This is a genomic window from Variimorphobacter saccharofermentans, from assembly GCF_014174405.1.
Lineage (GTDB): Bacteria > Bacillota > Clostridia > Lachnospirales > Lachnospiraceae > Mobilitalea > Mobilitalea saccharofermentans.
In genome coordinates this window covers 310,855-333,934 of record NZ_JACEGA010000001.1, presented here as the reverse complement: position 1 = coordinate 333,934, position 23,080 = coordinate 310,855, and the positions used below count along the sequence as shown (strand labels likewise).

General features: G+C 35.5%; 18 protein-coding genes. All 18 read right to left on the bottom strand.

The window, feature by feature from the left end:
- Nucleotides 1–18 precede the first annotated feature (18 nt).
- Entirely contained in the window at nucleotides 19–2,232 is a 2,214-nt protein-coding gene (gene recD2, locus H0486_RS01440) for an SF1B family DNA helicase RecD2 (protein WP_228351330.1), read from the bottom strand.
- A 129-nt stretch (nucleotides 2,233–2,361) separates the two neighbouring features.
- Nucleotides 2,362–2,688, bottom strand: a complete 327-nt coding sequence (locus H0486_RS01435; RefSeq protein ID WP_228351329.1) for a rod-binding protein — start codon at nucleotides 2,686–2,688, stop codon at nucleotides 2,362–2,364.
- Between the two features lie 113 nt (nucleotides 2,689–2,801).
- Nucleotides 2,802–3,614 carry a flagellar basal-body rod protein FlgG gene (gene flgG, locus H0486_RS01430; RefSeq protein ID WP_228351328.1) on the bottom strand — a complete coding sequence of 271 codons (813 nt, stop codon included), beginning with the start codon at nucleotides 3,612–3,614 and terminating at the stop codon, nucleotides 2,802–2,804.
- A gap of 95 nt (nucleotides 3,615–3,709) precedes the next feature.
- A complete protein-coding gene (locus tag H0486_RS01425) occupies nucleotides 3,710–4,483 on the bottom strand; it encodes a flagellar hook-basal body protein (RefSeq protein ID WP_228351327.1) in 774 nt (257 codons plus the stop codon).
- 147 nt (nucleotides 4,484–4,630) lie between these two features.
- Complete coding sequence (gene mreB / locus H0486_RS01420; protein ID WP_228351326.1) at nucleotides 4,631–5,620, bottom strand: rod shape-determining protein; 990 nt, start codon at nucleotides 5,618–5,620, stop codon at nucleotides 4,631–4,633.
- 1,014 nt (nucleotides 5,621–6,634) lie between these two features.
- Complete coding sequence (locus H0486_RS01415; RefSeq protein ID WP_228351325.1) at nucleotides 6,635–7,651, bottom strand: alpha/beta hydrolase; 1,017 nt, start codon at nucleotides 7,649–7,651, stop codon at nucleotides 6,635–6,637.
- A 107-nt stretch (nucleotides 7,652–7,758) separates the two neighbouring features.
- Entirely contained in the window at nucleotides 7,759–9,297 is a 1,539-nt protein-coding gene (gene tnpC / locus H0486_RS01410) for an IS66 family transposase (protein WP_228351324.1), read from the bottom strand.
- Nucleotides 9,298–9,399: 102 nt separating this feature from the next.
- On the bottom strand, nucleotides 9,400–9,756 hold the full coding sequence (gene tnpB, locus H0486_RS01405) for an IS66 family insertion sequence element accessory protein TnpB (RefSeq protein WP_228351323.1): 357 nt from the start codon (nucleotides 9,754–9,756) through the stop codon (nucleotides 9,400–9,402).
- The gene (tnpA, locus tag H0486_RS01400) at nucleotides 9,750–10,109 is read right to left on the bottom strand and encodes an IS66 family insertion sequence element accessory protein TnpA (RefSeq protein ID WP_228351322.1); all 360 of its coding nucleotides are present in this window, start codon (nucleotides 10,107–10,109) and stop codon (nucleotides 9,750–9,752) included. Before tnpA (H0486_RS01400) ends, tnpB (H0486_RS01405) begins: the two co-directional genes overlap by 7 nt.
- An 892-nt stretch (nucleotides 10,110–11,001) precedes the next feature.
- Nucleotides 11,002–14,376 (bottom strand): NACHT domain-containing protein, encoded by a 3,375-nt coding sequence (locus H0486_RS01395; RefSeq protein WP_228351321.1) that lies wholly within the window; start codon nucleotides 14,374–14,376, stop codon nucleotides 11,002–11,004.
- Between the two features lie 31 nt (nucleotides 14,377–14,407).
- The gene (tnpC, locus tag H0486_RS01390) at nucleotides 14,408–16,033 is read right to left on the bottom strand and encodes an IS66 family transposase (protein ID WP_228354333.1); all 1,626 of its coding nucleotides are present in this window, start codon (nucleotides 16,031–16,033) and stop codon (nucleotides 14,408–14,410) included.
- 132 nt (nucleotides 16,034–16,165) lie between these two features.
- Nucleotides 16,166–16,525, bottom strand: a complete 360-nt coding sequence (gene tnpB, locus H0486_RS01385; RefSeq protein ID WP_228351320.1) for an IS66 family insertion sequence element accessory protein TnpB — start codon at nucleotides 16,523–16,525, stop codon at nucleotides 16,166–16,168.
- On the bottom strand, nucleotides 16,518–16,874 hold the full coding sequence (tnpA, locus tag H0486_RS01380; protein ID WP_228351319.1) for an IS66 family insertion sequence element accessory protein TnpA: 357 nt from the start codon (nucleotides 16,872–16,874) through the stop codon (nucleotides 16,518–16,520). Before tnpA (H0486_RS01380) ends, tnpB (H0486_RS01385) begins: the two co-directional genes overlap by 8 nt.
- Nucleotides 16,875–17,145: 271 nt before the next feature.
- Nucleotides 17,146–18,192, bottom strand: a complete 1,047-nt coding sequence (locus H0486_RS01375) for a PDDEXK nuclease domain-containing protein (protein WP_228351318.1) — start codon at nucleotides 18,190–18,192, stop codon at nucleotides 17,146–17,148.
- Between the two features lie 68 nt (nucleotides 18,193–18,260).
- Complete coding sequence (locus tag H0486_RS01370; protein WP_228351317.1) at nucleotides 18,261–18,563, bottom strand: hypothetical protein; 303 nt, start codon at nucleotides 18,561–18,563, stop codon at nucleotides 18,261–18,263.
- 39 nt (nucleotides 18,564–18,602) lie between these two features.
- Complete coding sequence (locus H0486_RS01365) at nucleotides 18,603–22,343, bottom strand: nSTAND3 domain-containing NTPase (protein WP_228351316.1); 3,741 nt, start codon at nucleotides 22,341–22,343, stop codon at nucleotides 18,603–18,605.
- 21 nt (nucleotides 22,344–22,364) lie between these two features.
- The gene (locus tag H0486_RS18270) at nucleotides 22,365–22,496 is read right to left on the bottom strand and encodes a hypothetical protein (RefSeq protein WP_267023069.1); all 132 of its coding nucleotides are present in this window, start codon (nucleotides 22,494–22,496) and stop codon (nucleotides 22,365–22,367) included.
- Nucleotides 22,496–23,065, bottom strand: coding sequence for a hypothetical protein (locus H0486_RS01360; RefSeq protein WP_228351315.1), 570 nt, complete (start codon nucleotides 23,063–23,065; stop codon nucleotides 22,496–22,498). Before H0486_RS01360 ends, H0486_RS18270 begins: the two co-directional genes overlap by 1 nt.
- Between the last annotated feature and the right edge of the window lie 15 nt (nucleotides 23,066–23,080).

The following is a 23,080-nucleotide window of genomic DNA, read 5'->3' as shown; positions in this document are numbered from 1 at the left end:
GAAAATGCACTAGTTAATTCAAACTAATTCCTTAATACGTTCACATAGCCCTGAATATCGGTTTTGCTCATTCTTATTATCAATCATAAATTGAAGCATTGTGTCACTTCCTACAATTGTAACACAGTTTTTCGCTCTGGTAACCGCAGTATACAAAAGATTTCGATTGAATAACAATCTCGGACCATCCAATATTGGAAGAATGACTGCCGGGTACTCACTTCCCTGTGATTTATGAATTGTTACCGCATATGCCAGTTCTAATTCATCTAATTGGCTAAAGGAATAATCAACCAAACGATTATCATCAAACTCCACAATCAAATGCTCCGAAAACAGATTGATCTCTCTTATAATTCCAGCATCCCCGTTAAATACCCCGGTACCCGATTGTGTAGTTATTCCATACTTACTTTTTATCTCCCAGGTAATCTGATAATTATTCTTTACCTGCATAACCTTATCACCTTCGCGATAAATCGTCTCATGATATTCCTTCTCAATTTTCTCCTTACCAGGCGGATTAAGGGCCTGTTGGAGAATTTGATTTAGTCGTTCCACCCCAAGCTCTCCCTTTCTCATCGGAGTAAGAACCTGAATATCATATGGAGTTGCATTTACATAATTAGGTAGTTTATTTTTTATCAGATTAATCATAACTGCTGCTATTACATTGGCTTCTTCTCGTTTCAGAAAGAAGAAATCCTTACTCTTGTTATCCAGAGAAATCTGTTCTCCAGCATTTATCTTATGAGCATTTACAATGATATCACTTCCGGCGGATTGCCGAAATATCTTATTAAGCATTACCACATTAAAGCAATGGGACTCTATTATATCCTTTAGAATGTTTCCCGGACCTACACTTGGTAGTTGATTAACGTCTCCAACCAGAATGACTCGGGTTCCTATTGAAACTGCTTTCAGTAGTGCATGCATCAGATTAATATCCACCATGGACATCTCATCAATGATAAGGACATCTGTCTCTAAAGGGTTCATCTCATTCCGTTCAAAGGAATATTTGTTTTCCTGGTCCTCTGAAAGCTTGGTGAGCTCTAACAGACGATGTATGGTCTTTGCTTCATACCCCGTAGTCTCGGTCATTCTCTTAGCGGCTCTTCCCGTTGGGGCGGCTAAAAGTATCTCCATGCCCTCTGCTTCAAAGAACTTGATAATTGTATTTATAGTAGTTGTCTTACCGGTCCCTGGTCCTCCTGTTATTATTAAAAGCCCATTTCCAGCAGCTTCCGCTACCGCTGTTCTTTGTTGCTGCTCCAATTCAATATGGAATTGCTCTTCCACAGTCTTAATACGGTTCAGCACCAGTTCCTGCTTTATATCATATCGAATATTTAAATCATGTAGCATTCTTGCGATATTAAGCTCCATATAATAAAAGACAGAAGAATAAATATAACGCTCCTGGGGTGTATCCTTAATCATTATTTTTTTCTCAATCGCCAGGGCCATAAGCTGTCTTTGAATAGGTTCTTCATCCGCAATCAGTAATGCTTTGGATCGATTGATTAGTTCCATCTCCGGTAAATAGACGTGTCCGTCCGAACTAGCCTGTAATAAGGTATAGAGAATACCCGCTTTAATCCGATAGTCTGAGTCGGGTCCGATACCAATCCTTCGCGCAATATCATCGGCAGTTTTAAATCCTATTCCGGAAATATCTTCGGCCAGCTGGTACGGATTCACTTTCAGTATATCATACATCTTCTGTCCATACTCGGTAAAAATCTTGACCGCAAGATTTCCGGTGATATTATACTGCTGTAAAAATAACATGGCACTTCTCATATCACGCTTTTCTTCAAACTGTCTATAGATATCTTTTGCCATTCGTTCGCTGATACCCTTAATCTCAGATAAACGTTCCGGCTCCTCTTCTATGATTTTAAATGTATTTTCTTTAAACTTTTTTACGATACGGGCGGCCAAAGCCGGGCCAATTCCTTTTATCGCCCCAGAACCCAAATATCTTTCTACGGAAAATAAATCTTCCGGTTCATTCATTTCATAACTTTCCACTAAAAATTGCTGTCCATAAATGGGATGTTCTGTGTAGCTACCGTTTGCCTTAATAAATTCTCCCTCACTAATATAGGGGAAATTACCAACACAGGTGATCTCTTCCTCCCCATGAAGAGCTAATACGGTATACCCGTTTTCTTCATTTCGGAATATAATATGTTCAATGCATCCTTCCACTACTTCTGCCATTACATCCTCCACATATGGTTTACATTCTATTTTACGGAAATATAGAAAATGTCATTTTAAAATCAGTGATTACTACTGATTTAAAACGACATTTTATCTCATTCTATGGAACTATCTTTTTGAACTGATTTATGAGGTCCGTTTCATTGATTCATATAACATCTTTGCTAAGCCAATACCTTCATTCTCAGTAGCAGCCTTCGCATATTCCTCGTACAATATATCGCCAAACTGATTAAGATAAGGATCATCCTCTTCTTCATCCTTGAGTACAGTTTTCTCCATTCCTTTAAATACCTGCTCAAGCATATAAGCTTCAAAGCTTTTACATGCTTCCATAAGTTCCTCATCACTGGCTGATTTATTATTCAGTTTATCTTCCAAATTCTCTGTCTTCGCTTTCGATTGTGCCATAGCCGCTGTGACAGAATAATTAGAACCGATTGATATACTCATTGTTCTCTCCATTCCTGCGTGCATTATGCACACATATGAATTAAGAATATTCTAAATAATATTATGGATCTATATTCGCTTTAGCATAAATAAATAATCCATAACTTATTTTATTATCTTAAATTATTGGCTTGCTGTAACATCTCATCCGAAGCAGTAATGATCTTGGAATTCATCTCATATGCTCTTTGTGCTACTATCAGATTCACTATCTCATCCACAGCCTGAACATTGGAGCCTTCCAAATAACGTTGACGGATTTTACTTTGCTTCAAGGCAACATCCTCCGCTTCCATTCTGGGTGTTCCGGAAGCATCGGTTTCTTTCAGTAGGCTATTCGACGTTTTTAGAAGACCTGCGGGATTATTGAATTGAACAATCCCAATTCTTTTATTCAATGATGTCACAGTTCCCTGTTCGTTAGGGTAATATAATTCTCCTACTTCATCGAATGTTATATCACTAACATTATAGTCTAATCCTAATACAATTGCATTTCCCTGAGTATCCAGTACTGGATTACCTTCTGAATCGGACAGTGTTAAACCTTCCGGTCCAATGGAAAATTGAAAGGAACCGTCTCTGGTATAGGCTGTACTTCCATCTGCTGTTCTTACTGTAAAGAAACCATTTCCTTCAATTGCAAAGTCTAAATCATTACCTGTTTCAATAAGAGTTCCCTGTGTATATTTCGATGTGATCGCTGAATTCTTAACGCCCAGTCCAACCTGAATTCCATATGGCTTCGGGTCTCCATTATTATCATAGGACTGTTCCTGAATGGACTGATAGAGCAATGACTTAAATTCAGCACTTTCCTTTTTATATGCTGTGGTATTAATATTCGCAAGGTTATTTGATATGGTATCCACGTTCATCTGCTGAGCTGTCATACCGGACGCTGCCGTCCATAAAGATCTTATCATATGTTTATCCTCCTATATACTGATAGGTTTGCAAAATCAAGCTTCGAAATAATTAGGTGCAGCAATCAAATTCTTTCGCTACCATTCATAAGTTATTATATTTTACCTACATTATTCGCGGCAAGCTCTAATGTCTTATCAACTGATTGAATTACCTTTTGATTAGCCTCATAAGTTCTAGTCACACTGATCATTTCAACCATCTCAGCTACCACATTAACATTGGATTGCTCTGTAAAGCCCTGTCTTACCTGTGCAGATGCTTCTGTTTCAACAGCACCCTCCAGTGCCTGATACATCGTCTCACCGGACTTAATCAAATAATTATAATCTTCAAAGTCTGTAATTTTAAGACGATCCACTAATACTCCATCTGCATAAATGGTTCCATCCGTATCAATTACAACACTGGCTGCATCCACAGGAACTTGAATTGCACCCGCTTCGCCCATCAGGTGATTGCCATCTGAATCTACTATATATCCATCCTTTGTCATGGTAAAGGAACCATTGCGTGTGTATTTCGTACTTTCATTTCCAGCTCTGTCTGTAACGGATACTGTAAAAAATCCCTTTCCTTCAAGAGCCATATTATAGGTATTGGACGTCTCCCTGAGAGATCCCTGTCCATAATTGGTATATACTTCTCCAAGCTTAACTCCCAGAGTCATATTACCAATTGGTCTGTCATTATATGCTTCGGATTCGTCCCGTATTTTTATTGTTAGAAGATCATCAAAGGATTGACTTGTTACATTTTCTTCTTTATAACCTACCGTAGCGGCATTGGCCAGATTATTTGAAATGATATCCAGCCTTTTTTGCTCATTTTTCATTCCTGTATAAGCCGTGTATAAACCCCTTACCATAACATAACCTCTCTTCTTTTGCATATGGTGATTCATCTACTTAACATTTTACCGCATTCGCCAGATTATAACAACCTATTTCGACTGGAAATATAACGATTTTATGCCAAAAATCAATGGTTTGGTACCAATTTCCTATGGGTATTTTTAGTCTCTTTTACCAGATAAGAACTCAACAAACTTTCCAGTTCCAATTGCTACTGCCGTCATCGGATCCTCTGCAGTCATAGTCGTAATTCCTGTTTTCTCTTCAATTAATTCTTCTAATCCATATAACAGACATCCGCCACCGGTCAGAACGATTCCTCTGTCAGCAATATCCGCAGCAAGCTCCGGAGGAGTTTTCTCCAATACACTATGAACCGCTTCCACAATCTGAGAAGTGGTTTCTTTCAATGCCTCTTCCGTCTCCTCTGAAGTTACCGCTATTGTCTTAGGAAGACCAGTAACCAAATTACGACCTCTTACTTCCATAGATACCGATTCCGGTCTACGGTATGCAGATCCAATTTTTATCTTAATATCCTCTGCTGTTCTTTCACCAATCAGAAGATTGTGTTTCTTTCTCATATAACGAACTATTGCATCATCAAAGTCGTCACCTGCAATCTTAACTGAAGTACTTACAACAGTTCCTCCTAGGGAAATAACTGCAATATCAGTAGTACCTCCACCGATATCCACTATCATATTACCACAGGGTCTTGATATATCTATACCCGCACCAATCGCTGCAGCAATAGGTTCTTCAATGATTGCCACTTCTCTTGCACCTGCAGCATAGGTTGCATCCTCAACTGCTTTTTTCTCTACCTCTGTTACCTGGCTGGGTACACAGATGCTTATTCTAGGTTTACGAAATCTTGACTTACCAACTGCCTTTTGGATGAAGTACTTTAACATCTTCTCCGTTACAGTATAGTCTGAAATTACACCCTGTCTTAACGGACGTACAGCAACAATATTACCCGGTGTTCTTCCCAGCATCAGTCTTGCTTCCTCACCAATGGCTTTAATCTTATTCGAATCTCTGTCAAATGCAACAACCGATGGTTCTTTTAATACGACTCCTTTTCCCTTTATATAAACTAACACACTAGCCGTTCCCAAATCAATTCCGATATCACTACCTAACATATATTCTATAACTCCTTTCCCTCATGCTTCTGCATGAATTAGCATCCTTCTAGGGTTTATGTTCTTATATGAAGATGAGACCAATAGGTCCTACACATCTCATCTATAATTCATTTTCCTCTATATTTTCTTCCAAACTTCGGCAACTTAAACATACACGTATATATTATATACGTAATTTCCGTATTTTTCAAAGGAAATTTTAAAAACTTTCATATATCGCAATATTTTAACAAATTCCGCACATTTTATGATGGATATTGCATAATGACTTTATTGTTGTCCACATACAAAAGATATTGAGTACTGCCTGTAAATATACTATAATGATAAATAAAATTTATTAATGTCCTCACAAAAGGAGTAATCACATGACTAATACCGCATTCACAATGAAGCAAGAGATTCGATCCGTATCTGTACATAGAGCACTGATATTAACAAAATATATGATAAACTTGTCTCTTTTGATTATCTCTATTTATCTGTTTTATAAAGCTTATGCCCTAATACCCATGTATATATTTATTATATATAATATTATGCCCATTTTTATTAGCAATGTCGTAAAGGATTATATAAAAAAACATCCCGAATCTCAATTATCTATTCACATAGATAAAAAGGATTTCCAACTCAATCAAATAGTACGTAAATATAAATACACACCATTACGAAGCTTCTCAAACACGATCTCTTTTTTCATTTGCATTCTATTTCTTATTTTATGGCAATATAGTTATTATATGTCGCCACAGGAGAATGGTATTCTTTCTCGAAGCCCAGTCATAATTCTTGCCTGCGCCTTCGTGTTACGTTTCCTATTTCAAGTCTTCTATCAAATCAAAATTCCATATGATTTAATGCATAATAAGATATAATCTGTATATCCTGACAGCATATTAAATGTTATTTATCAGTTTACAAGATAAATTGAAAAAGCAACTCTATAACAGGAGCTGCTTTTTCAATTTATGATAGTATGAGTTTCGTTCAGAATTAATTGTAGCTATTTTACCTGTCTCTTTCTTTTTCTATTTCATATATTTCATGTAAAATCTCAGAAAATTCATTTGATTTTGATTCTAGCAATCCATGCGTGGTATCCTTCATGATATACATTTTTTTGAATGGAGCTTCAACCGTATCGAAGTATTCCTGAGCCAATATGTAATTTGTCTGATAATCTTTATCCCCATTAATGTTGTAGTATGGTATCCGGTATACGTTTCTATCTGTTATCCAGAATTTTGCAAATTCCTCCGTATTGACAAAGTTCATGTATTGGGAAGAATCCGAATTCATAAAAGAAATGAACTCCGATATCGAATAATATGGATTAAGAATCTGTGTCAATACTAAATTGTAATCGGTTCCATCTGCGAAAATGTCGTATCCGTATTTAGACATTAAGGTATTTCTAGCATCAAAGTAATCCAGCGAAAAATCATCTATTGTCAAACGATCTATCAGTTTTTTGCCTTCTTCATCATCACCAACCCAAGTTTTTGCTGCTTCTTTGAAAGTAACCTCATTATCATGGAGATTTACAAACTGTCCTGTACCAATAAAGCAATCATAGTACTGAGGATATTCAAGCGCAAGATTCGCCCCGTATACTGTCCCCCATGAATGACCAAGAAGCGTGAGCTTATCCTTTCCTAAATACTTTAGAATAAATTCTGTCATCTCAACACCGTCAGTCATCATCAGGTTATAAGTTATTACTACATCATTTTGCTCCTCAGAATAACTCTTACCACAGTTTCTTTGGTCCCAGGTAACAACAGTGTATACATCAGCCCATTTTCTCGTGAAAGCATAGTCATAAGTACTCGTTGATGTACCCGGTCCACCATGCAAATACAATAGAACAGGATTGTTTATGTCTTCTCCATATATACTAATCCATTGCTTCGTTCCATTGATATCAACATACATTGATTCATTAATTCCACCTTCAGGCGTTCTAGCATTTATCTTCTGTCCGATAAAACGTACTATAAAAAATAGTACAATAACTGAAATCAAAACAATCAAAATCCATTTAACAATTTTCATCAACGTAAGCGGTTAACAACAGGGTGCCTTGTAAATAAGAAAGAGACCGACTATGATAATTAGTCAGTCTCAAATAATCACTTACCACACTCTGCTTGTACTGCCTCTGACCAAGGCATCAAAAATTTCAGATCTTCTGGGTGATTATGATAATCCGTATCAGGCATATACAATAATAAGTATTCTAGATATGTATATACATTAAGTCCGTTTGCTTTTGCTGTTTCGACTATGCTATATACTGCAGCACTTGCTTCAGCTCCTTTCGGTGTATCTGAAAATAGCCAGTTTTTACGGCCAATACAGAATGGACGTATGCTGTTTTCTGCTGTATTGTTTGAAATGGAGCATCTTCCATCAAGAAGATAATTCTCCATATATGGCTTCTGATTCTTTGCATACGTTACAGCTTTACCTAGAGCAGAGCCATTTAATACCGTAAGGTTTTCAAGCCAGCACCAAAAGGCATCAAGGACTGGGCGTTCCAGTTCAAGACGCTTAGTATATCTAACTTCAGGGGACAGTTCCTTAAGACTTTCCTCTATAAGGAAGAGCTTATTGCAGTAGTCCCTTCCGATTTCTGCATTGGTAGGTGGGGCATTCTTTGCCTTCTTTCCAGGAATAGCCTCTATGAACTTCCTTCGAAGGTGAGCCCAACAACCGCACCGGATAACTTCAAGCTTGTTATATCCACCGTATCCATCGGTATGAAGATATCCTCTGAACCCCTTTAGGTATTCGACTGGATTATCACCGTTTCTTGTTGGTCTGTAATCATACAAGATGATGGGAGCTTTCCCGTCATTACCAGAGCGATAAAGCCACATGTAGGACTTCGTCTGAGGTTTTTTACCATCCTCCTTCAGTACTTGGATAGGTGTTTCATCGCAATGAATGATATCCCTTTCTAGTAGCTTCTTCCTTAAGTACTGGATTACAGGATAGAAATAATCTTGGGAGCAACGTATAATCCAGTTAGCCATAGTGCTACGTTTTAAGGCAATACCGAGATTCTCCCAGTCCTTTTCCTGGCGATAAAGTGGCATGCTATTCACGTATTTCTGATACATTACGTTGGCTACAGAACTTGGTGATGCAAGTGAATGGTTCATTAAAGATGTCGGTGTAGGTGCCTTTTCTATATAGGGTTTGTCGGTATGTTTACACTTAGGACATTCATAAGCCATTCGGACATAACGAACAATACGTAGTTTAGCAGGTATGTACTCCAGCTCCTCACGAACCGTTTCCTTACCGATTGGTTTTAGATTATTCCCACACTGAATACAGTACTGATCCTCTATAGGAATCTCACACAGGATTTCACGGACAGGAAGATCTTTTATAATTTCTACTCTCTTTGTCTTTGTATGAGTCCGGGTGTAACCCTTTACTTCTTTGGTTATAGGTTCTGGATCAGGAGAATCAGAATAAGCTTCTGCCTCATTGAACAAATGTAGTTGTCCTTCAATATCATCCTTAGGAGTTTTTTCACTGGATGAACCGAACTTTTCCTTCCGAAGTATTAGTATCATCTCCGTAAGATTATCTACTTGTAGTTGTAACTTTTTTATTGTATTTTCGAGCTGTTCAATGTAAGCATCTTTATTATTCATCAGTGGTTTTTCTCCTACCATATATTCTAAACTTGATAGGTTTATTATACCATAAAAACAGCTAAAAGGCTAGTAAAATCAATACTTTCAGTCACTTTCCACTTAACAAAAAGCACCCTGTTTGACAGTCTTAATAGCCTTTGGTTGGTCGATAGAAAGTCCCTCCATTAACCAGCGAAATTCCTGCCAGGTAAGGAGTTTTACCTCATCTTGACTACGAGGCCATTTGAAATTTCCGCTCTCTAATCTTTTATAAAGAAGAACAAATCCATCTCCTTCCCAAAGGAGTGCCTTGAGCCTATCCCGGCGTTTACCGCAGAAAAGAAAGAGACTCTTTGAAAAAGGATCTAGATGGAACTGTTCTTGTACCACTGCAGCTAGTCCATCAATTGATTTACGCATATCTGTGTAGCCACAGGCAATGTAGATGTTCTTAGCTACAGTAATATCGCCTAGCATATATTTTTCAGTGCTAGAAGCACTGCTTCAATAGTCTGCCCGCTTGCTCCATTATGTACTTCAAGTGTAGCAGATGGAAGATGGATAATGACTGATGCCATAAGATTGGTTTGCTGTGCTTCTATTTCAAACTTGGCAAACTCAACTTGTGAATCTTGCTTAGGTATTGCGGGTAGAATAGCTTCACATGCTTTTTTACGTATCTTACGAAGCCAATAGTAATAAGCGTGACGGCTGATATGATTTTTCTGGCACCAGTCGTCAACCTTAAGCCCACTGTTTTGACAGTCCTCAATTAGTTTTTCCCATTGTTCTTGACGGAACTTTGTTTTTACATAGGTAACTTCATCCATGTTTCACAACTCCTTTCTAAAGTTTTTCAAGTTGAAAAACTTGAAAAACTTTAACTCAATATTTAGAGTTATTATCACATGGATCTCTAAAATAGAATAGGCACTCTATTGTCGAGCGCTTACTCATCAACTGCACTCCAATTTTTTTCACACTATTCTTCTCCTTTTTTTATTTACAATAGAAACTAGTATATTTGAAGTTAAGCATAGATGTGTATATTATATACATTACTGTCTAACTTTACAATTAACATTTATAACGATTCATACTATACGGTTTAACCTATCCAGAAGAACATAATACGAAAACCTCTTAAGGAGCGTATTTATGGATAATTTCGGATAAATTTCTATCCGATAAAAAACGCAACTCCATAATTAGAGTTGCGTTTTATCATTATATTAATGAAATATCAAATTACTCAATAATTGTAGCTACTTTACCTGAACCAACGGTTCTACCACCCTCACGGTCTGATTTGGTCGTATTTAGAAACTTATTTGTTACGGTTTTTGCCGTTTTTTGACTCATTTTATGGGTATTTTACCTATTATTTTTGCTTTTTCTGGGGGAAATGTTGCAGATTCGTATCACGGATTCGGGAAGTTTCCCTGTGTATCACGCCCTTTTGTCCGCGCCCGAACGACACCGTTTTCGTCCACCTGGGGATATTGTAGCATGGGCGAACTGGAATGTAAAATGATTCTTTACAAAATTCATCTAAAATTCGTTCGACCTTCGTTGATTAGTGGGTAGGTGGTCGAACGGGGGGCGAGTTCGCAGATGTATCACGGCTTATTTGAAGCTAGGTGGTCGAACGAGAAAGGAGGGATAGAGGGACATGAAACACACTGTATCTCCTTAATATATTTCACTTACCCTCCTTGTCTTTCAGTTAATTTCATCTTCTTCCCATGAAGCGTAACCCTCCCTCAAAATTATTTCTATCATTTCATTTAGGTCACTATTGTTATTTGACAACTTCTGATTGAAACCGTGTGGACAATTCGCACACAATGGATTAGTCTCCGCCGCCCGATGAGATCCTCCACCATTATTTAATATTTCCTTGATAATAACACCATTTTGGATTTCAAAATACAACGATGTTTCATCTGCATAACCAGTTTCTGGAATGAACCTTTCTGTAAATGCAAAATACTTTAAAATATGTCCTTTCCTATACTCATCTAAATAATCTTTTCTTATAAAGACCGTACCACCAATAGGATCTGTGTAGTACGAATTTTTATTGTTATTACAGAATATTACAACTTCACCAGCCGAATTAATCCACGACATATTAGCATAAACTGGAGTCAGTTGAAAATAACATATCAGTTCTGCTGGCGGAAGCACTAAGGAAGTATTATCAAATATTTCTGAATGATAATTTATATTTTTTACATCTTTACATAACCACGGTTTTGAATCACACTTCTTATAATCACCTAAATTTCCAGCATAATCTTCCAATTCTATCGTAAGATACCTTGCCCCACCATTTTCATGTATAGTTTCTTTTTCCGATGTACAGCACCATATATCATATGTATCTTTCCACCTTGTCTCCTTTTTAGAGTCTTCATGCAAAGAAACTCTTCCCGCGAGCAAAACCCACTCAACACCTTTGATCTCAACCGCTTCAAAAAGTGATACTAAATTTCTACGAGTATTTGACACATCCCTTACCCACGCCAAGTCTTTCTTTTCCGGCAAATCGATTCGATTAATAACCATATCCCCCAACTTTTCAATATAATCTTGATATGTCGGCACCGGAGTTGCTATATACACATCCTCGCCATATTCAATAGGATCATATACTTCATACCCAATACTGTTTTGATAATTATTATATGTTGCAAACTCATTTGTAAAGTAGTTACACATAAGGCTCCCATAGTAAATACCGATAGCAACATCAACACACTTCATAAATATTGAATTTTGAAACTCCTCTTCTCCTCCAATTCGTTCAATTTCATCATATGGTTCTTGAAATAGAGAGAATATTTCTTTAATAACCGATTCGAAGGAAGCAAAAAACGCATTATTATCCAGCACTTGTTTTCGCAAATCAATATTATACTCAGATTTAATATGATTCTCAAAAGACATCAAGCCATTACACTCTCCCGTTTTTACGCATAGGAACTTTTCTTCTAAAAAATGATTTAACTTAAAAATATCCTGCTTGTCTACCTGCAAAAAACGTGTATGCATATCAATATGTTCCTTCGACCAATACCGGAATGGTAAAAAATCTTTATTCATAAGATCTACGCTAAAGAAAATATCATTTAACGAATCTGATATAGGCACAGCATTATTCAAATCATACAAATTTTCTCTATCCCACTTTATATAACCATAATCATCATGCAAATAAACCGCTATTCTTTTAATACTTCTTGCTAATAAATATGTTTCACCTATTATTAAATTCTTAAAGAAGCTCAATATTTCTTCGTCATCTTGTAGATGATTTACTAAAACATAAATTATTGACTCCTTTATGTATGGGTCTACAATACTTTCATACATATCAATCAGAACACTTTTATATTCCGTATTCTGTCTTACTACTTCATATAATAATTTCATTGCAAGACAACGTACATCTTTGTTTGGTGCTGCGCAACACCACAATGCATAATAAAAAGCTTCCTCCACTCTTCTATCCTTGCCATTATGAAGTGTAAGAAAATATATAATGTTTTTTAGTCTTCCCTTCACTCGTCCCAGAAAGTGTGTCCCGGATAAGGCTAAAGATAACTCTCTTAACTGATTTTTTTCTACTGTATAGTATGAGTTTAAATAATTCACACAATTGAATGGCTTATCTGTATAACCTCCAAATATAGTAATCAAGCTATTTTTCTCGATGGGTTCAAATGCTGTAATAAATTTAACAATATTTTCTTTGCTAAAGTTGATTTTAACAAGCGTTTCATATTGCAATGAATCCATTAATTTTGTTTCTTTTAACAATTTAGCAATATACTCATAATCCGGTGCCAGATTATCAAATATAGCCAAAATCACAGCTTCCTCCATATTATAGAGCTTGCCGGTCTTTTGTGATATAATTCTCACCTGCTCATCAAATGCTTTTCCCGTAATATCTTCAAATAACGAACGTGCAATCAAAAAATCAGTTAACGAATCAATGGCAAAGAAATAATAATGTCTGTCGTCATAATCGTACTCGCCTACAATCCCTGCTTGTCTTAAAATACGTATAAAGACATCGCCCGATTTAATAACTAGAAGCAAATTTTCTTTATCAATTTCTTTAACATCTTGTTCATACATCCATTTGGCTACTCTTTTAATATCTTTCCAAATTTCAATAGGATCTGTGGATGAAATCTCCCCCTTAAAGGTTTTCTTTATGGAATTTTTTATATAATATTCTAAAATAAAGGTAATAGAAGCTACGCTATTTACCTTTTCCTCTATTAGTTTTTCATCACTGAGTGCTCTGCAAAGCATATTCAATAATAATGCATTATTCGAAAATAGAATATCTTCATATTTGTAAACATCTGGAACTGACATCTTTAAGAGTTCATTCAATGCAGATTCAAAAGAAACCCCAGGGAAAGCATACTCAGCCTTTGCCATTTCCTTATATTCCTCAAGGATCTGATTATCCATAGCATTTGTTCGGTATGTCAATATAATTCTTATTTTAGAAAGATGAACTAAATTCCGAAGTACATTCAATAGCTCTAATTGCCCCTTTTCGGACATTTCATTTATTGCATCTACAATAAATACAAAACCTTTTTCACCTACTCCGGCAACTTCGTTGACATCAACATTCTGCAAATTCTTTTCAAATTTTCCATAGATACACAAATGCGGAATACCATTACGTTCAAATTCTTCTTCAAGACATTTAATAAAATAACTTTTTCCTATTCCACCTTCTCCAGAAATCAAACAAAACTCCTGCTGCCGAATGCATTCTTCTACTCTATATAAATCAAGACCGTACCAATTCGCATTTTTATTATGTATATCATTAATTAATACTTTTATTTCTTGAATAAATTTAGCTCTATCAGTTGCGAAAAAATCAAATTGAGAATAATACTTGTTTAATTCGGCAAGTTCCGTTTTAATATTTTCCTCATTTCGGTCGTGATGTATGGGAGGAAGTTTTCCAATAAGTGCATCAAGGAAATCAGGATTTTCCCATTCCATCGAAAAATCATTTTTACTTATCTGGTAAACGGTAAACCACTTGTCTATCATGAAATTCTAGCCACCTTGTGGTGGCTAGTTATTAATTACTTTGTTTTTTGCATTCATCTGGAAGATTTGGAGACCATGGAAGTAGGTCTTCTAGGAACTTTGTATCCTTTCCATCTACATACTTAGGAATCTCTTCTAAGATAAATTTAAAATAATTATAAGGTTTTAAGTTGTTTGCCTTTGCGGTTTCTGCAATACTGTACACAATTGCGCTTGCCTTTGCTCCATTTATAGTATCTATCAGGTGCCAATTATGTTTACCAACGCAAAAACTGCGAATTGCTATTTCAGCAGAATTATTATCCAGGGGCACTGTTGGATCCTCTAGAAAAGTACGTAGGTACTGTTCTTGATTTATGCAATAAGTAAAAGCTTTTCCTGTTTCAGATTTTTCAGGAACTGTATGCCTATTGGCTTTTACCCACGTAAAGAAGGCCTCTACTAAAGGCTTGACATGAAGTTGTCGTTCACGTAGTTTTTCATCTTGTTTAAGATCTGATAGGCTATTATCCACATGGTAGATAGCTGCTATCTGACCAACTGCAGCTTCTGCTAGAGTTCCTTTGGCTTTCTCTTTGCCAAGGGCTTTGCATAGCTGGGCGAAGCGTCTTCTCGCATGAGTCCAGCATCCTGCCACTTTCAGTTCATCAGGCCGCTCATTGGCTATCTTATGATAGCTTTGATAACCATCACAAACCACTACGCCCTGGAACTCCTTTAAGAACTGTGCAGGATGATCTGATTTACGAGTTTTCTGATACTCATATAGGATTGCTGGGGGCCCTCCACCATCCTTACCAGAGCGATATACCCACATGTAACTATTGGTCATGGTATCACGTCCATCCTTTGTTACCTTAAATGGGGTTTCATCTGCATGAAGCACATGACTTTTATAAAGCTCATCATGCATCCGGTCATAAAGAAGCGATAAATATCGTTCACTTCCAGTAATGACCCAGTTAGACATTACCTGTCTTGAGATATTTACATCATACCTTTTAAATTCCTGCTCAAGACGATACAAAGGTAGGGAGTTTATATATTTAGCATTTAATACTGCAGCAAGAAGCGAAGGTGTAACAATGCTATTTTTCAATAGCTCTGAAGGACGATCTGCCCGTACGATTGTCTGATTTTTATTACCGCAATACACGGCTACGTGATGTTCTACAACTTCAAAGGTTGCAGGATGAAAATCAAGTTTTTTATAAACTTCATCAGGTAGCCTACGATAGCTACCACCGAAAAGTTCCTGTAGCTTCTCCTCTGAAAGAAAGTGTTCCTCCACACGAATAGGTAACCCCTCCAAATCCGCATCTCGTTTCCCTTGGGGTTTTACACGACGTGTATGCCCAGACACTACTTGCTCTATTGTTGGCTCTGCAATCTCTCCTGCAGTAGCAATGGTAACCTCTGCTTCGTTAAAACATAATTGAAGTTGTTCTGAAATCTCTATATCAATCTTTTCAGAGGAACTTCCAAACCTTGCTTGATTGGAGACCTTTAGCTGCTCTAATAATAGATTCATGTTTTTGTTTAGCAGCTCCATTTCCCCACGAAGGAGTTTTAGGCTCTCTTGCTGATTTAGAAAAAGATCTATGATCTCTTTCTTAGTATATTTAGTTAATTGGTTTACACTATAGTTTTCTATCATCATGTGTCAAACATAGCATAATAAAAACTGCATGTAAAGAGATTTGAAACAACTTTTAAAAGTTGTGGAAAACATAGCGAAACCGAGTAAAATCAGGGCTTTATGGAGAAACTTTATCCACTAATTATAGCCCTATGCAGTCCGTTTTGGTTTGACTGTGTGGACAACTTTTTTTGGCTCTACTGATAGTCCTTCCATCAACCAACGAAATTGTTGTGATGTCATTTGACGCACTTCATCTTCATTTCTTGGCCATTGGAACTTGCCATTTTCAAGGCGTTTGTAGAGCAATAGAAAACCATCTCCCTCCCATAAAAGTCCCTTGATACGATCAGTTCTCCTTCCGCAAAAGAGAAATAAGGTACCAGACTCAAAAGGATTTAGATGAAAGGTTTTATCAATAATAACAGATAAACCATCTATACCACGCCGCAGGTCGGTATAACCACAGGCGATATATACAGCCTTAAAACCTGTAGCATCATTAAGCATTAGAAAGTACCTCCAGCACCATACGTAGTATATCAGGTGAAGTGTTCTCTGTAACTTCTATTTTAACTTTACCAATAGATATGTTTAGTGACCCTTGATTTCCATTATTGATAGGTTCAATTACATTCATAGGAACAGATGCAAAGGAAGGTGATACGGCTACATTGCTTTCGGTTAAAACTTCACATGCAGCTTCACGAATCTTTTTATACCAATAATAGTATGAATTACGATTAACATCGTTTTGTTTACACCAGTCGTCTACTTTCATGCCACTGTTACGGCAGTCTTGAATTATAAGATGCCATTGCTTTAAGTTATATTCCTTTTTCATATTTTTTGCATTCATGAAGATAACCTCCTAAGATTGTTTGAAAAGTTTAAAATGTTGTCAACTTTTTCAACTTATTCAACTTAGAGTATTATCCCATATGTGATTTTATTTTTTAATGTACAAGAGATTTACCGTTTACCTTATCTGTAACATTCTTTTTCTTTGGTTCTCATTTAATGCTTTATAATCCATTACCCTTGCCTGCCTTTCTTCATATTGTGCAAACCGATTTGAATATATTAATAGATGGTACTTTCTGAAATTAAAGTACCATCTATAGCATATCCTATTCTTTCCGCTGTTCTAACTGTTCCCTTGCATTAGCAATTGCCAACGACAACTTTTTCTCCAATAACTCTTTAGGTGGCATTTTCGTTAAATACTGCCCCACATGTATACTTCCATGATCTAATTCCATTAATTCAATCGTTTCTTGTGATTTTTCTGCACATAAAATTAATGCTACCGGGCTTTCTTCTCCTTCGGCTTTCTCATATTTTTCAAGCCAACGAAGATATAACTCTGTCTGCCCCTTATCTTGAGGTTCAAACTCGCCAAGTTTTAATTCTATCAATACCAATCTCCGCAATGTTCGGTGATAGAACAATAAATCCATATAGTAGTCTTTTCCATCTAAAACGATGTGTTTCTGACGTGCCAGAAACGCAAAATCTGAACCCATTTCCAAAATGAATTTTTCCAATTCCGACAAAATAGCATTTTCTAAATCTTTTTCACTATACGTATCTTTTAAGCCAAGAAAATCTAACATATATGGATCTCTGTAAAACATATCTAATGACATTTTCTTGTCATCTCTTAGCTCTGCAATCTCGTTTGCTATGGTTTCTTCCGGTAACTTAGATACAGCAGTGCGTTCATATAACATTGATTTTTTTCGTTCACGCAAAGTTCTTACTGACCAATTTTCATTTTTACACATGGCAGCATAAAAATCCCTTTTTAATTCATCTTCAATCGGTAACAGTTCTACAAAATGAGACCATGTCAATTGTTGCGACAGTGTCGCCACTTTTTCATATTCCGGAAATTCCTGGTAAAATTTTACCATTTTAAAAACTGATGATTTTTCAAAACCTTTTCCGTATTCGACCGTTAGTCTCTCACTCAAATCACCAATTATATTTTTTCCATATTCAGCCTTTTTTCCTTGCAAAACTTCTTCAGATAACTTCTTCCCTATATTCCAATACAACGAAATAACTGATGTATTTACTCGCATCATAACTTCATTTTTAGCAGTATAAATCATTGTAGATATATCACTAAAAACACTCTCAACATCTGCGATATTCATTAATTCCTCAGACATTTCATTCTCCTTTCTCAAAAATGGCGACACGTCGCCATTTTTAACACCGGCATCTATACCAAAACACTTTATGCGTGATGAACTGTATAGTAATGTTTCCCATCCAGAAAAACATAATTTGCACCAACACAGTAACTGTTCATTTGATTCATCAACCAATGTGCCGGCAAATCAAATAACGCAATTAATTCATTCTCCCGATATCCATTCTCTATATCTTTTTTCGTCGGTGTCTTATGCAATTTAACTTCAGATTGAAAACCAATCTCCCAATCATCAAGATTAAAACCTTTTTGCCACAGTTCATGTTCTGTCAGCCCTGTTAACTCACAGAGTTCCTCTTCTGTTTCAAAAACCACCAGATTTAGCATTTCAAACCCTCCTTATAGCACACTCTCATGTGTATACTCTTAAAAATACAATGACTCCATTAGCTCCTGTATCTCTTGTTGCTCAATCATTCTCTTCCATCTTCGTATATTCTCTTGTATATACTGTTTATGTTTAAGTAAATCAACACCAGTAAAATAAGGCAGCAGAGACTCATAAAATTTGACTCGTCCTTGCATACAAGGCACCATGCTTCCGGTCCCGCCCCAATGATTAGGTTCTAATGATAACTTAGTAAAGATTTCATAATCTTTATTATACTGAACAAACTTTACTATAGCCTTTTCACGGATACCTGTACCCAATTCCGACAATGCCTGAAACAAAGCTATCATTTTTTTGTTATCATCATTATATCTCTCTACTGTTTGTAATACCCATTCTTCTTTTCTTTCATTTCTTAAATCTTTTCCCTGCTCATGTACAAGCAAATTTTTAAATTCTTCTTTGGCTCTCCACCTATAATATTCATTCTTTTCTACAACAAAATCAAACAAGTAATCAAATATATTCATATAGTTATCCAATTCCCAGCATGCCAAAATTCTATCATGTTCATACAAATATGACCTATCTTCATTTTCATTAATATACTCTGCATATAACTGAACCCAAGAATTATCAACACTTATAAAATACTTAATAAATTCACCATCATAATCTGTGTGCGAATCTAATCTTATTGTACATAAATATACTTCCTTCAATAATTCAATATCATCGGAAAATTTACACATTAACTCTTCCGGTTTCCACACATGGTCATTGAACAACCATTCAAAATACATTCGTACCATGAAATTACTATACTCTTGCTTTTTTAAAATAATTCTAGTGGCTATACAATATATTTTCGGCTCAAATTCAATAAAGTTATCTAAAAATCTTAGATCCCTATATGGGGATGATTTAATTTCTTTATCTCCATCATCCTGAAAAAATTTAATCAACCTTTCTAACCACGAAGAATTAATTTCTTCTTTTGGCAATATTTCAAAAAGCTCAAATTGCCATCTGTTTTTTTGAACAAATTCCTTGTTCCATATAAGGTTGTAAACATATTCGCTACCATATTGTGCTATTAAATTCTTTATAAGTGAATAAGGATGTAACTCAATACAATCTCCTTTTTCAACAAACACTTTTGCAAAATGACACAGTTTGTCTTTATCACTTGACAGTTCATCTACAATGATTTCCAAACCGTGGACTATTTCATATTTCTCTCGTTCTAATTCAAATGTGATTTGATTGACTTTTTCTACAAGATTGGTTATATCCTCTTCTGTCAAAGACTTAGCATACGTTCTAATTTCAAATTCCCGCTGTTCTTCTGCTTCTTCATAAGACAATTCCGTTTCCCAGCGCTTGTCCGAAAATACATTATATATCTTCCACTCTTCACATTCAAAAACTACATTGAACTCATCTGCGGAATCAATACCATAATGCTTCCATTTCTTTTTTAATTTTTTGCATAAAACACAATATCTTATCTTATTTTTTTTCCACAGTTTATCAACCAACTTCACTATATATTCTTTATCAAATTCGAATACATCTTTTTCTACTTCATCATACCAGCCCTCAGCATATTTCTCCAAAATATTTCTAATATCTTTCTCCCAATATGCCTCTTCACTAAGCAAAATTAGTTCTTTCCAAATGCTACCACGATACTTCTTACACCCTTCGGTTAATATAATAGGTATAGTATACATCGTTATTGTCTTTCCTCTGCCCGATTCTGCCGGTCGGTACAACACCTCTAAAAAATGATTGGAAATTCCCATAAAGAGTTTTGTAATAATAGGACTATTCCTTTTTTTCTTTACTCCTTCTACAATCATATTTACTGTAAAATAATCGTACCTATAAGCATTTTTATCAATGCTGTAATTTGTTTTTATACACTGCATAACCGTATCAATCGCTGATTGCTTCTTTTCTACATATTCACACATTAGTTCAACCGCCTCTGGCAAAAGAGTACGATTACAATAACCGGAAAGCATTTCTATTATTGCATCTTCTGTATGATATTTATCCTTTGAAAAATCTATTTCATCAATGTTGATTTTATCTGCATCGACCGCCTCTATTCTATCCTTTACAATCAACAAAACTTCTTCAAATCTAAAGTCGTGAAAGTATTTAACAAATTCATAAAATATTTCTCCACCTTCTTCTTTATATATATCCCACACTTTCTCTATTTCTGAAGACAAATAATCATGAACTTCCGACGAACTAAAAATGTTCCACAAAATACTTGTAGCCTTTACGATTCCATTTCTAAAACTTCTAAAGCCTATCTCTAATAATTCTGAATACGGCACAATTCGTTTTTTACAAAATGCGTAATATAACATATAATTTCGCAAGCATTGATCAGATATTGTTGCAACTTTATCAAGCTTAATCTCAACAAATTCATCCTCACATAAACGATATATCATTTTCAAAAACAATTCTTGATTCATATTCAATTTATCCAGCAAACTCTCAAGAGGCTTTATATCTGATAGATTGATTGTATGCAGTAATGAAATAACACTTGCTGCTAAGCACAAATCCCTATCTGTAGTAATTGCTGAACTTACCAAAAACTTAGTATAATAGCTTTCATATAACTGCGTTGCATCATTAATTGCAGACAATGATTGTTCTGCTTTTGCTAATCTACCAGCCATATACGCAATTCTCGGATTTCCCTCTGCAATCCGTATAATAGCATCCACATAATCTCCATTGCGAATTTCCATATTAACATTCAAAAATTCTTTTATTTGCTCATCTGTAAAAGGAACCACATTTAATATGTGTGGCTCCGTATATTGGCGAATTTGATTAACAACTCCAGCCGCCGTATAATCTCTTAATGTTGATATGATTTTTATATCATATCCCATATTCTCCATATTTGTATATTCCAAAACATATTTTAATCCCACCAATTCATTGGCATCGTCAATCAAGAACAGATACTTTCCTGCTTTATCCATATAGGCAGCAACATCTTCTGATATTGACAAATCCATACTCTTAATGCAAAACACCTTATATCCGAATTTGTTTCCAAAATCTTTGGCTACCTCTAAAGATAATCTTGTCTTTCCTACACCTGCTTTTCCCACCACAACAACTACTTTTTTTTGCAGTAAAAATGACATCATCTCTTCATATTCATCTTTTCTAAATTGAAATGTAGTTGATAGTGGCGCCATCATCTCATTTGAATCATACCTATCAATAAAGTCTCTTTGTTCAAGTATTTGATTTGTATCAATAGACATGCCCAAATGATCTTTGGCTAATATTTTGTATTTTCGATATATTTCATCTGCAATCCTATCTATACCATAAATATCAAATAGAATTCCTTTTTGAGCACATATATCTTTAAGTTCCTTATCTTCTCCCGCCGATAAATTTGATGATGTATGACAAAAAATTATTTCCTCAATATCTTTTTCTTGAATTCCTGTCTTTTCCGGATTTAGACATTTTTCTATATCATCTTTCGCCTTTTCAAATAAATTGTCTTTTTGTGTAGTATATGCAACAAAAATATATTTACCATTTTTGCTCTTAAAATACGTATCTGGATTTCCCTTTGTTGTCTTCATTGTCCCCGCTTGCATTCCATATGCATGAATCCCTTCATAACCTTTTCGCGCCAATAACGCATCACACAATTCCTGAAACGCTCCCCCTTCAAGGACATTAATTTTTGCTTTTATATCAGTTATTCTGGACATACAATACCTCCCTATATGTTCCTATGCAAAATCAGACATGCCATTTTTCATAAGTTCATTCAATAATTTCTTACATTTATCTTCTTCAATACTTATATAATTCAGTATTAATATCTGTCCGCCGCAAACTCCATCCTTATCATTTTTCCACATTACATCCCCATCAAAGCAATTATACTTACAATACAACTAACCAACGCTATAATACTAGCTGAATACGCATATATTTTATTACTATCTGTTTCTTTTTCAAATTCTCCTCCGGCTAAGATAAAAATACTTCCCAAAAGCACCAAAACAAACGCAAGTGTACTAGTACTAAAAATATTGTTAATACTCTTTTGAATAACTACACTGTATATTTCACTTGCAATTCCAACCAAACCAATCAACCACATGCTTCCTCCAACAAGGCGCAATATGCCAGAAACAAACAGAACTGGTATACTATCATAAATTCGATTGCTAATGCTAAATCTCTTGTTTATTTTCCAAGGCCATAAAAATATATTGAAGAAAAAAAGAACTTCTTCATACCATTTATACTTTCGTTTTTCCAACTTTTGTTCATTTATTTTAGCTTTTTCGTCTTCAATTCTTTTTAGTGCCCTGTAATATGCTTCTGTCTGAATCTCTATCATTTGCTCTTGTGACAGATTGTTACTTTCGTACTTAATAATCTGTTGCTGTTGCTTCTGTTTTTTTATTTTTCTTCTGCTCATACTGCCTACTTTCTA

What these genes read in the sequence shown, in the direction of transcription:
- recD2 (WP_228351330.1), bottom strand. Translation starts at nt 2,232, where the DNA reads ATGGCAGAAGTAGTGGAAGGATGCATTGAACATATTATATTCCGAAAT.
- H0486_RS01435 (WP_228351329.1), bottom strand. Translation starts at nt 2,688, where the DNA reads ATGAGTATATCAATCGGTTCTAATTATTCTGTCACAGCGGCTATGGCA.
- flgG (WP_228351328.1), bottom strand. Translation starts at nt 3,614, where the DNA reads ATGATAAGATCTTTATGGACGGCAGCGTCCGGTATGACAGCTCAGCAG.
- H0486_RS01425 (WP_228351327.1), bottom strand. Translation starts at nt 4,483, where the DNA reads ATGGTAAGGGGTTTATACACGGCTTATACAGGAATGAAAAATGAGCAA.
- mreB (WP_228351326.1), bottom strand. Translation starts at nt 5,620, where the DNA reads ATGTTAGGTAGTGATATCGGAATTGATTTGGGAACGGCTAGTGTGTTA.
- tnpC (WP_228351324.1), bottom strand. Translation starts at nt 9,297, where the DNA reads ATGAATAATAAAGATGCTTACATTGAACAGCTCGAAAATACAATAAAA.
- tnpB (WP_228351323.1), bottom strand. Translation starts at nt 9,756, where the DNA reads ATGCTAGGCGATATTACTGTAGCTAAGAACATCTACATTGCCTGTGGC.
- tnpA (WP_228351322.1), bottom strand. Translation starts at nt 10,109, where the DNA reads ATGGATGAAGTTACCTATGTAAAAACAAAGTTCCGTCAAGAACAATGG.
- H0486_RS01395 (WP_228351321.1), bottom strand. Translation starts at nt 14,376, where the DNA reads ATGATAGACAAGTGGTTTACCGTTTACCAGATAAGTAAAAATGATTTT.
- tnpC (WP_228354333.1), bottom strand. Translation starts at nt 16,033, where the DNA reads ATGATAGAAAACTATAGTGTAAACCAATTAACTAAATATACTAAGAAA.
- tnpB (WP_228351320.1), bottom strand. Translation starts at nt 16,525, where the DNA reads ATGCTTAATGATGCTACAGGTTTTAAGGCTGTATATATCGCCTGTGGT.
- tnpA (WP_228351319.1), bottom strand. Translation starts at nt 16,874, where the DNA reads ATGAATGCAAAAAATATGAAAAAGGAATATAACTTAAAGCAATGGCAT.
- H0486_RS01375 (WP_228351318.1), bottom strand. Translation starts at nt 18,192, where the DNA reads ATGTCTGAGGAATTAATGAATATCGCAGATGTTGAGAGTGTTTTTAGT.
- H0486_RS01370 (WP_228351317.1), bottom strand. Translation starts at nt 18,563, where the DNA reads ATGCTAAATCTGGTGGTTTTTGAAACAGAAGAGGAACTCTGTGAGTTA.
- H0486_RS01365 (WP_228351316.1), bottom strand. Translation starts at nt 22,343, where the DNA reads ATGTCCAGAATAACTGATATAAAAGCAAAAATTAATGTCCTTGAAGGG.
- H0486_RS18270 (WP_267023069.1), bottom strand. Translation starts at nt 22,496, where the DNA reads ATGTGGAAAAATGATAAGGATGGAGTTTGCGGCGGACAGATATTAATA.
- H0486_RS01360 (WP_228351315.1), bottom strand. Translation starts at nt 23,065, where the DNA reads ATGAGCAGAAGAAAAATAAAAAAACAGAAGCAACAGCAACAGATTATT.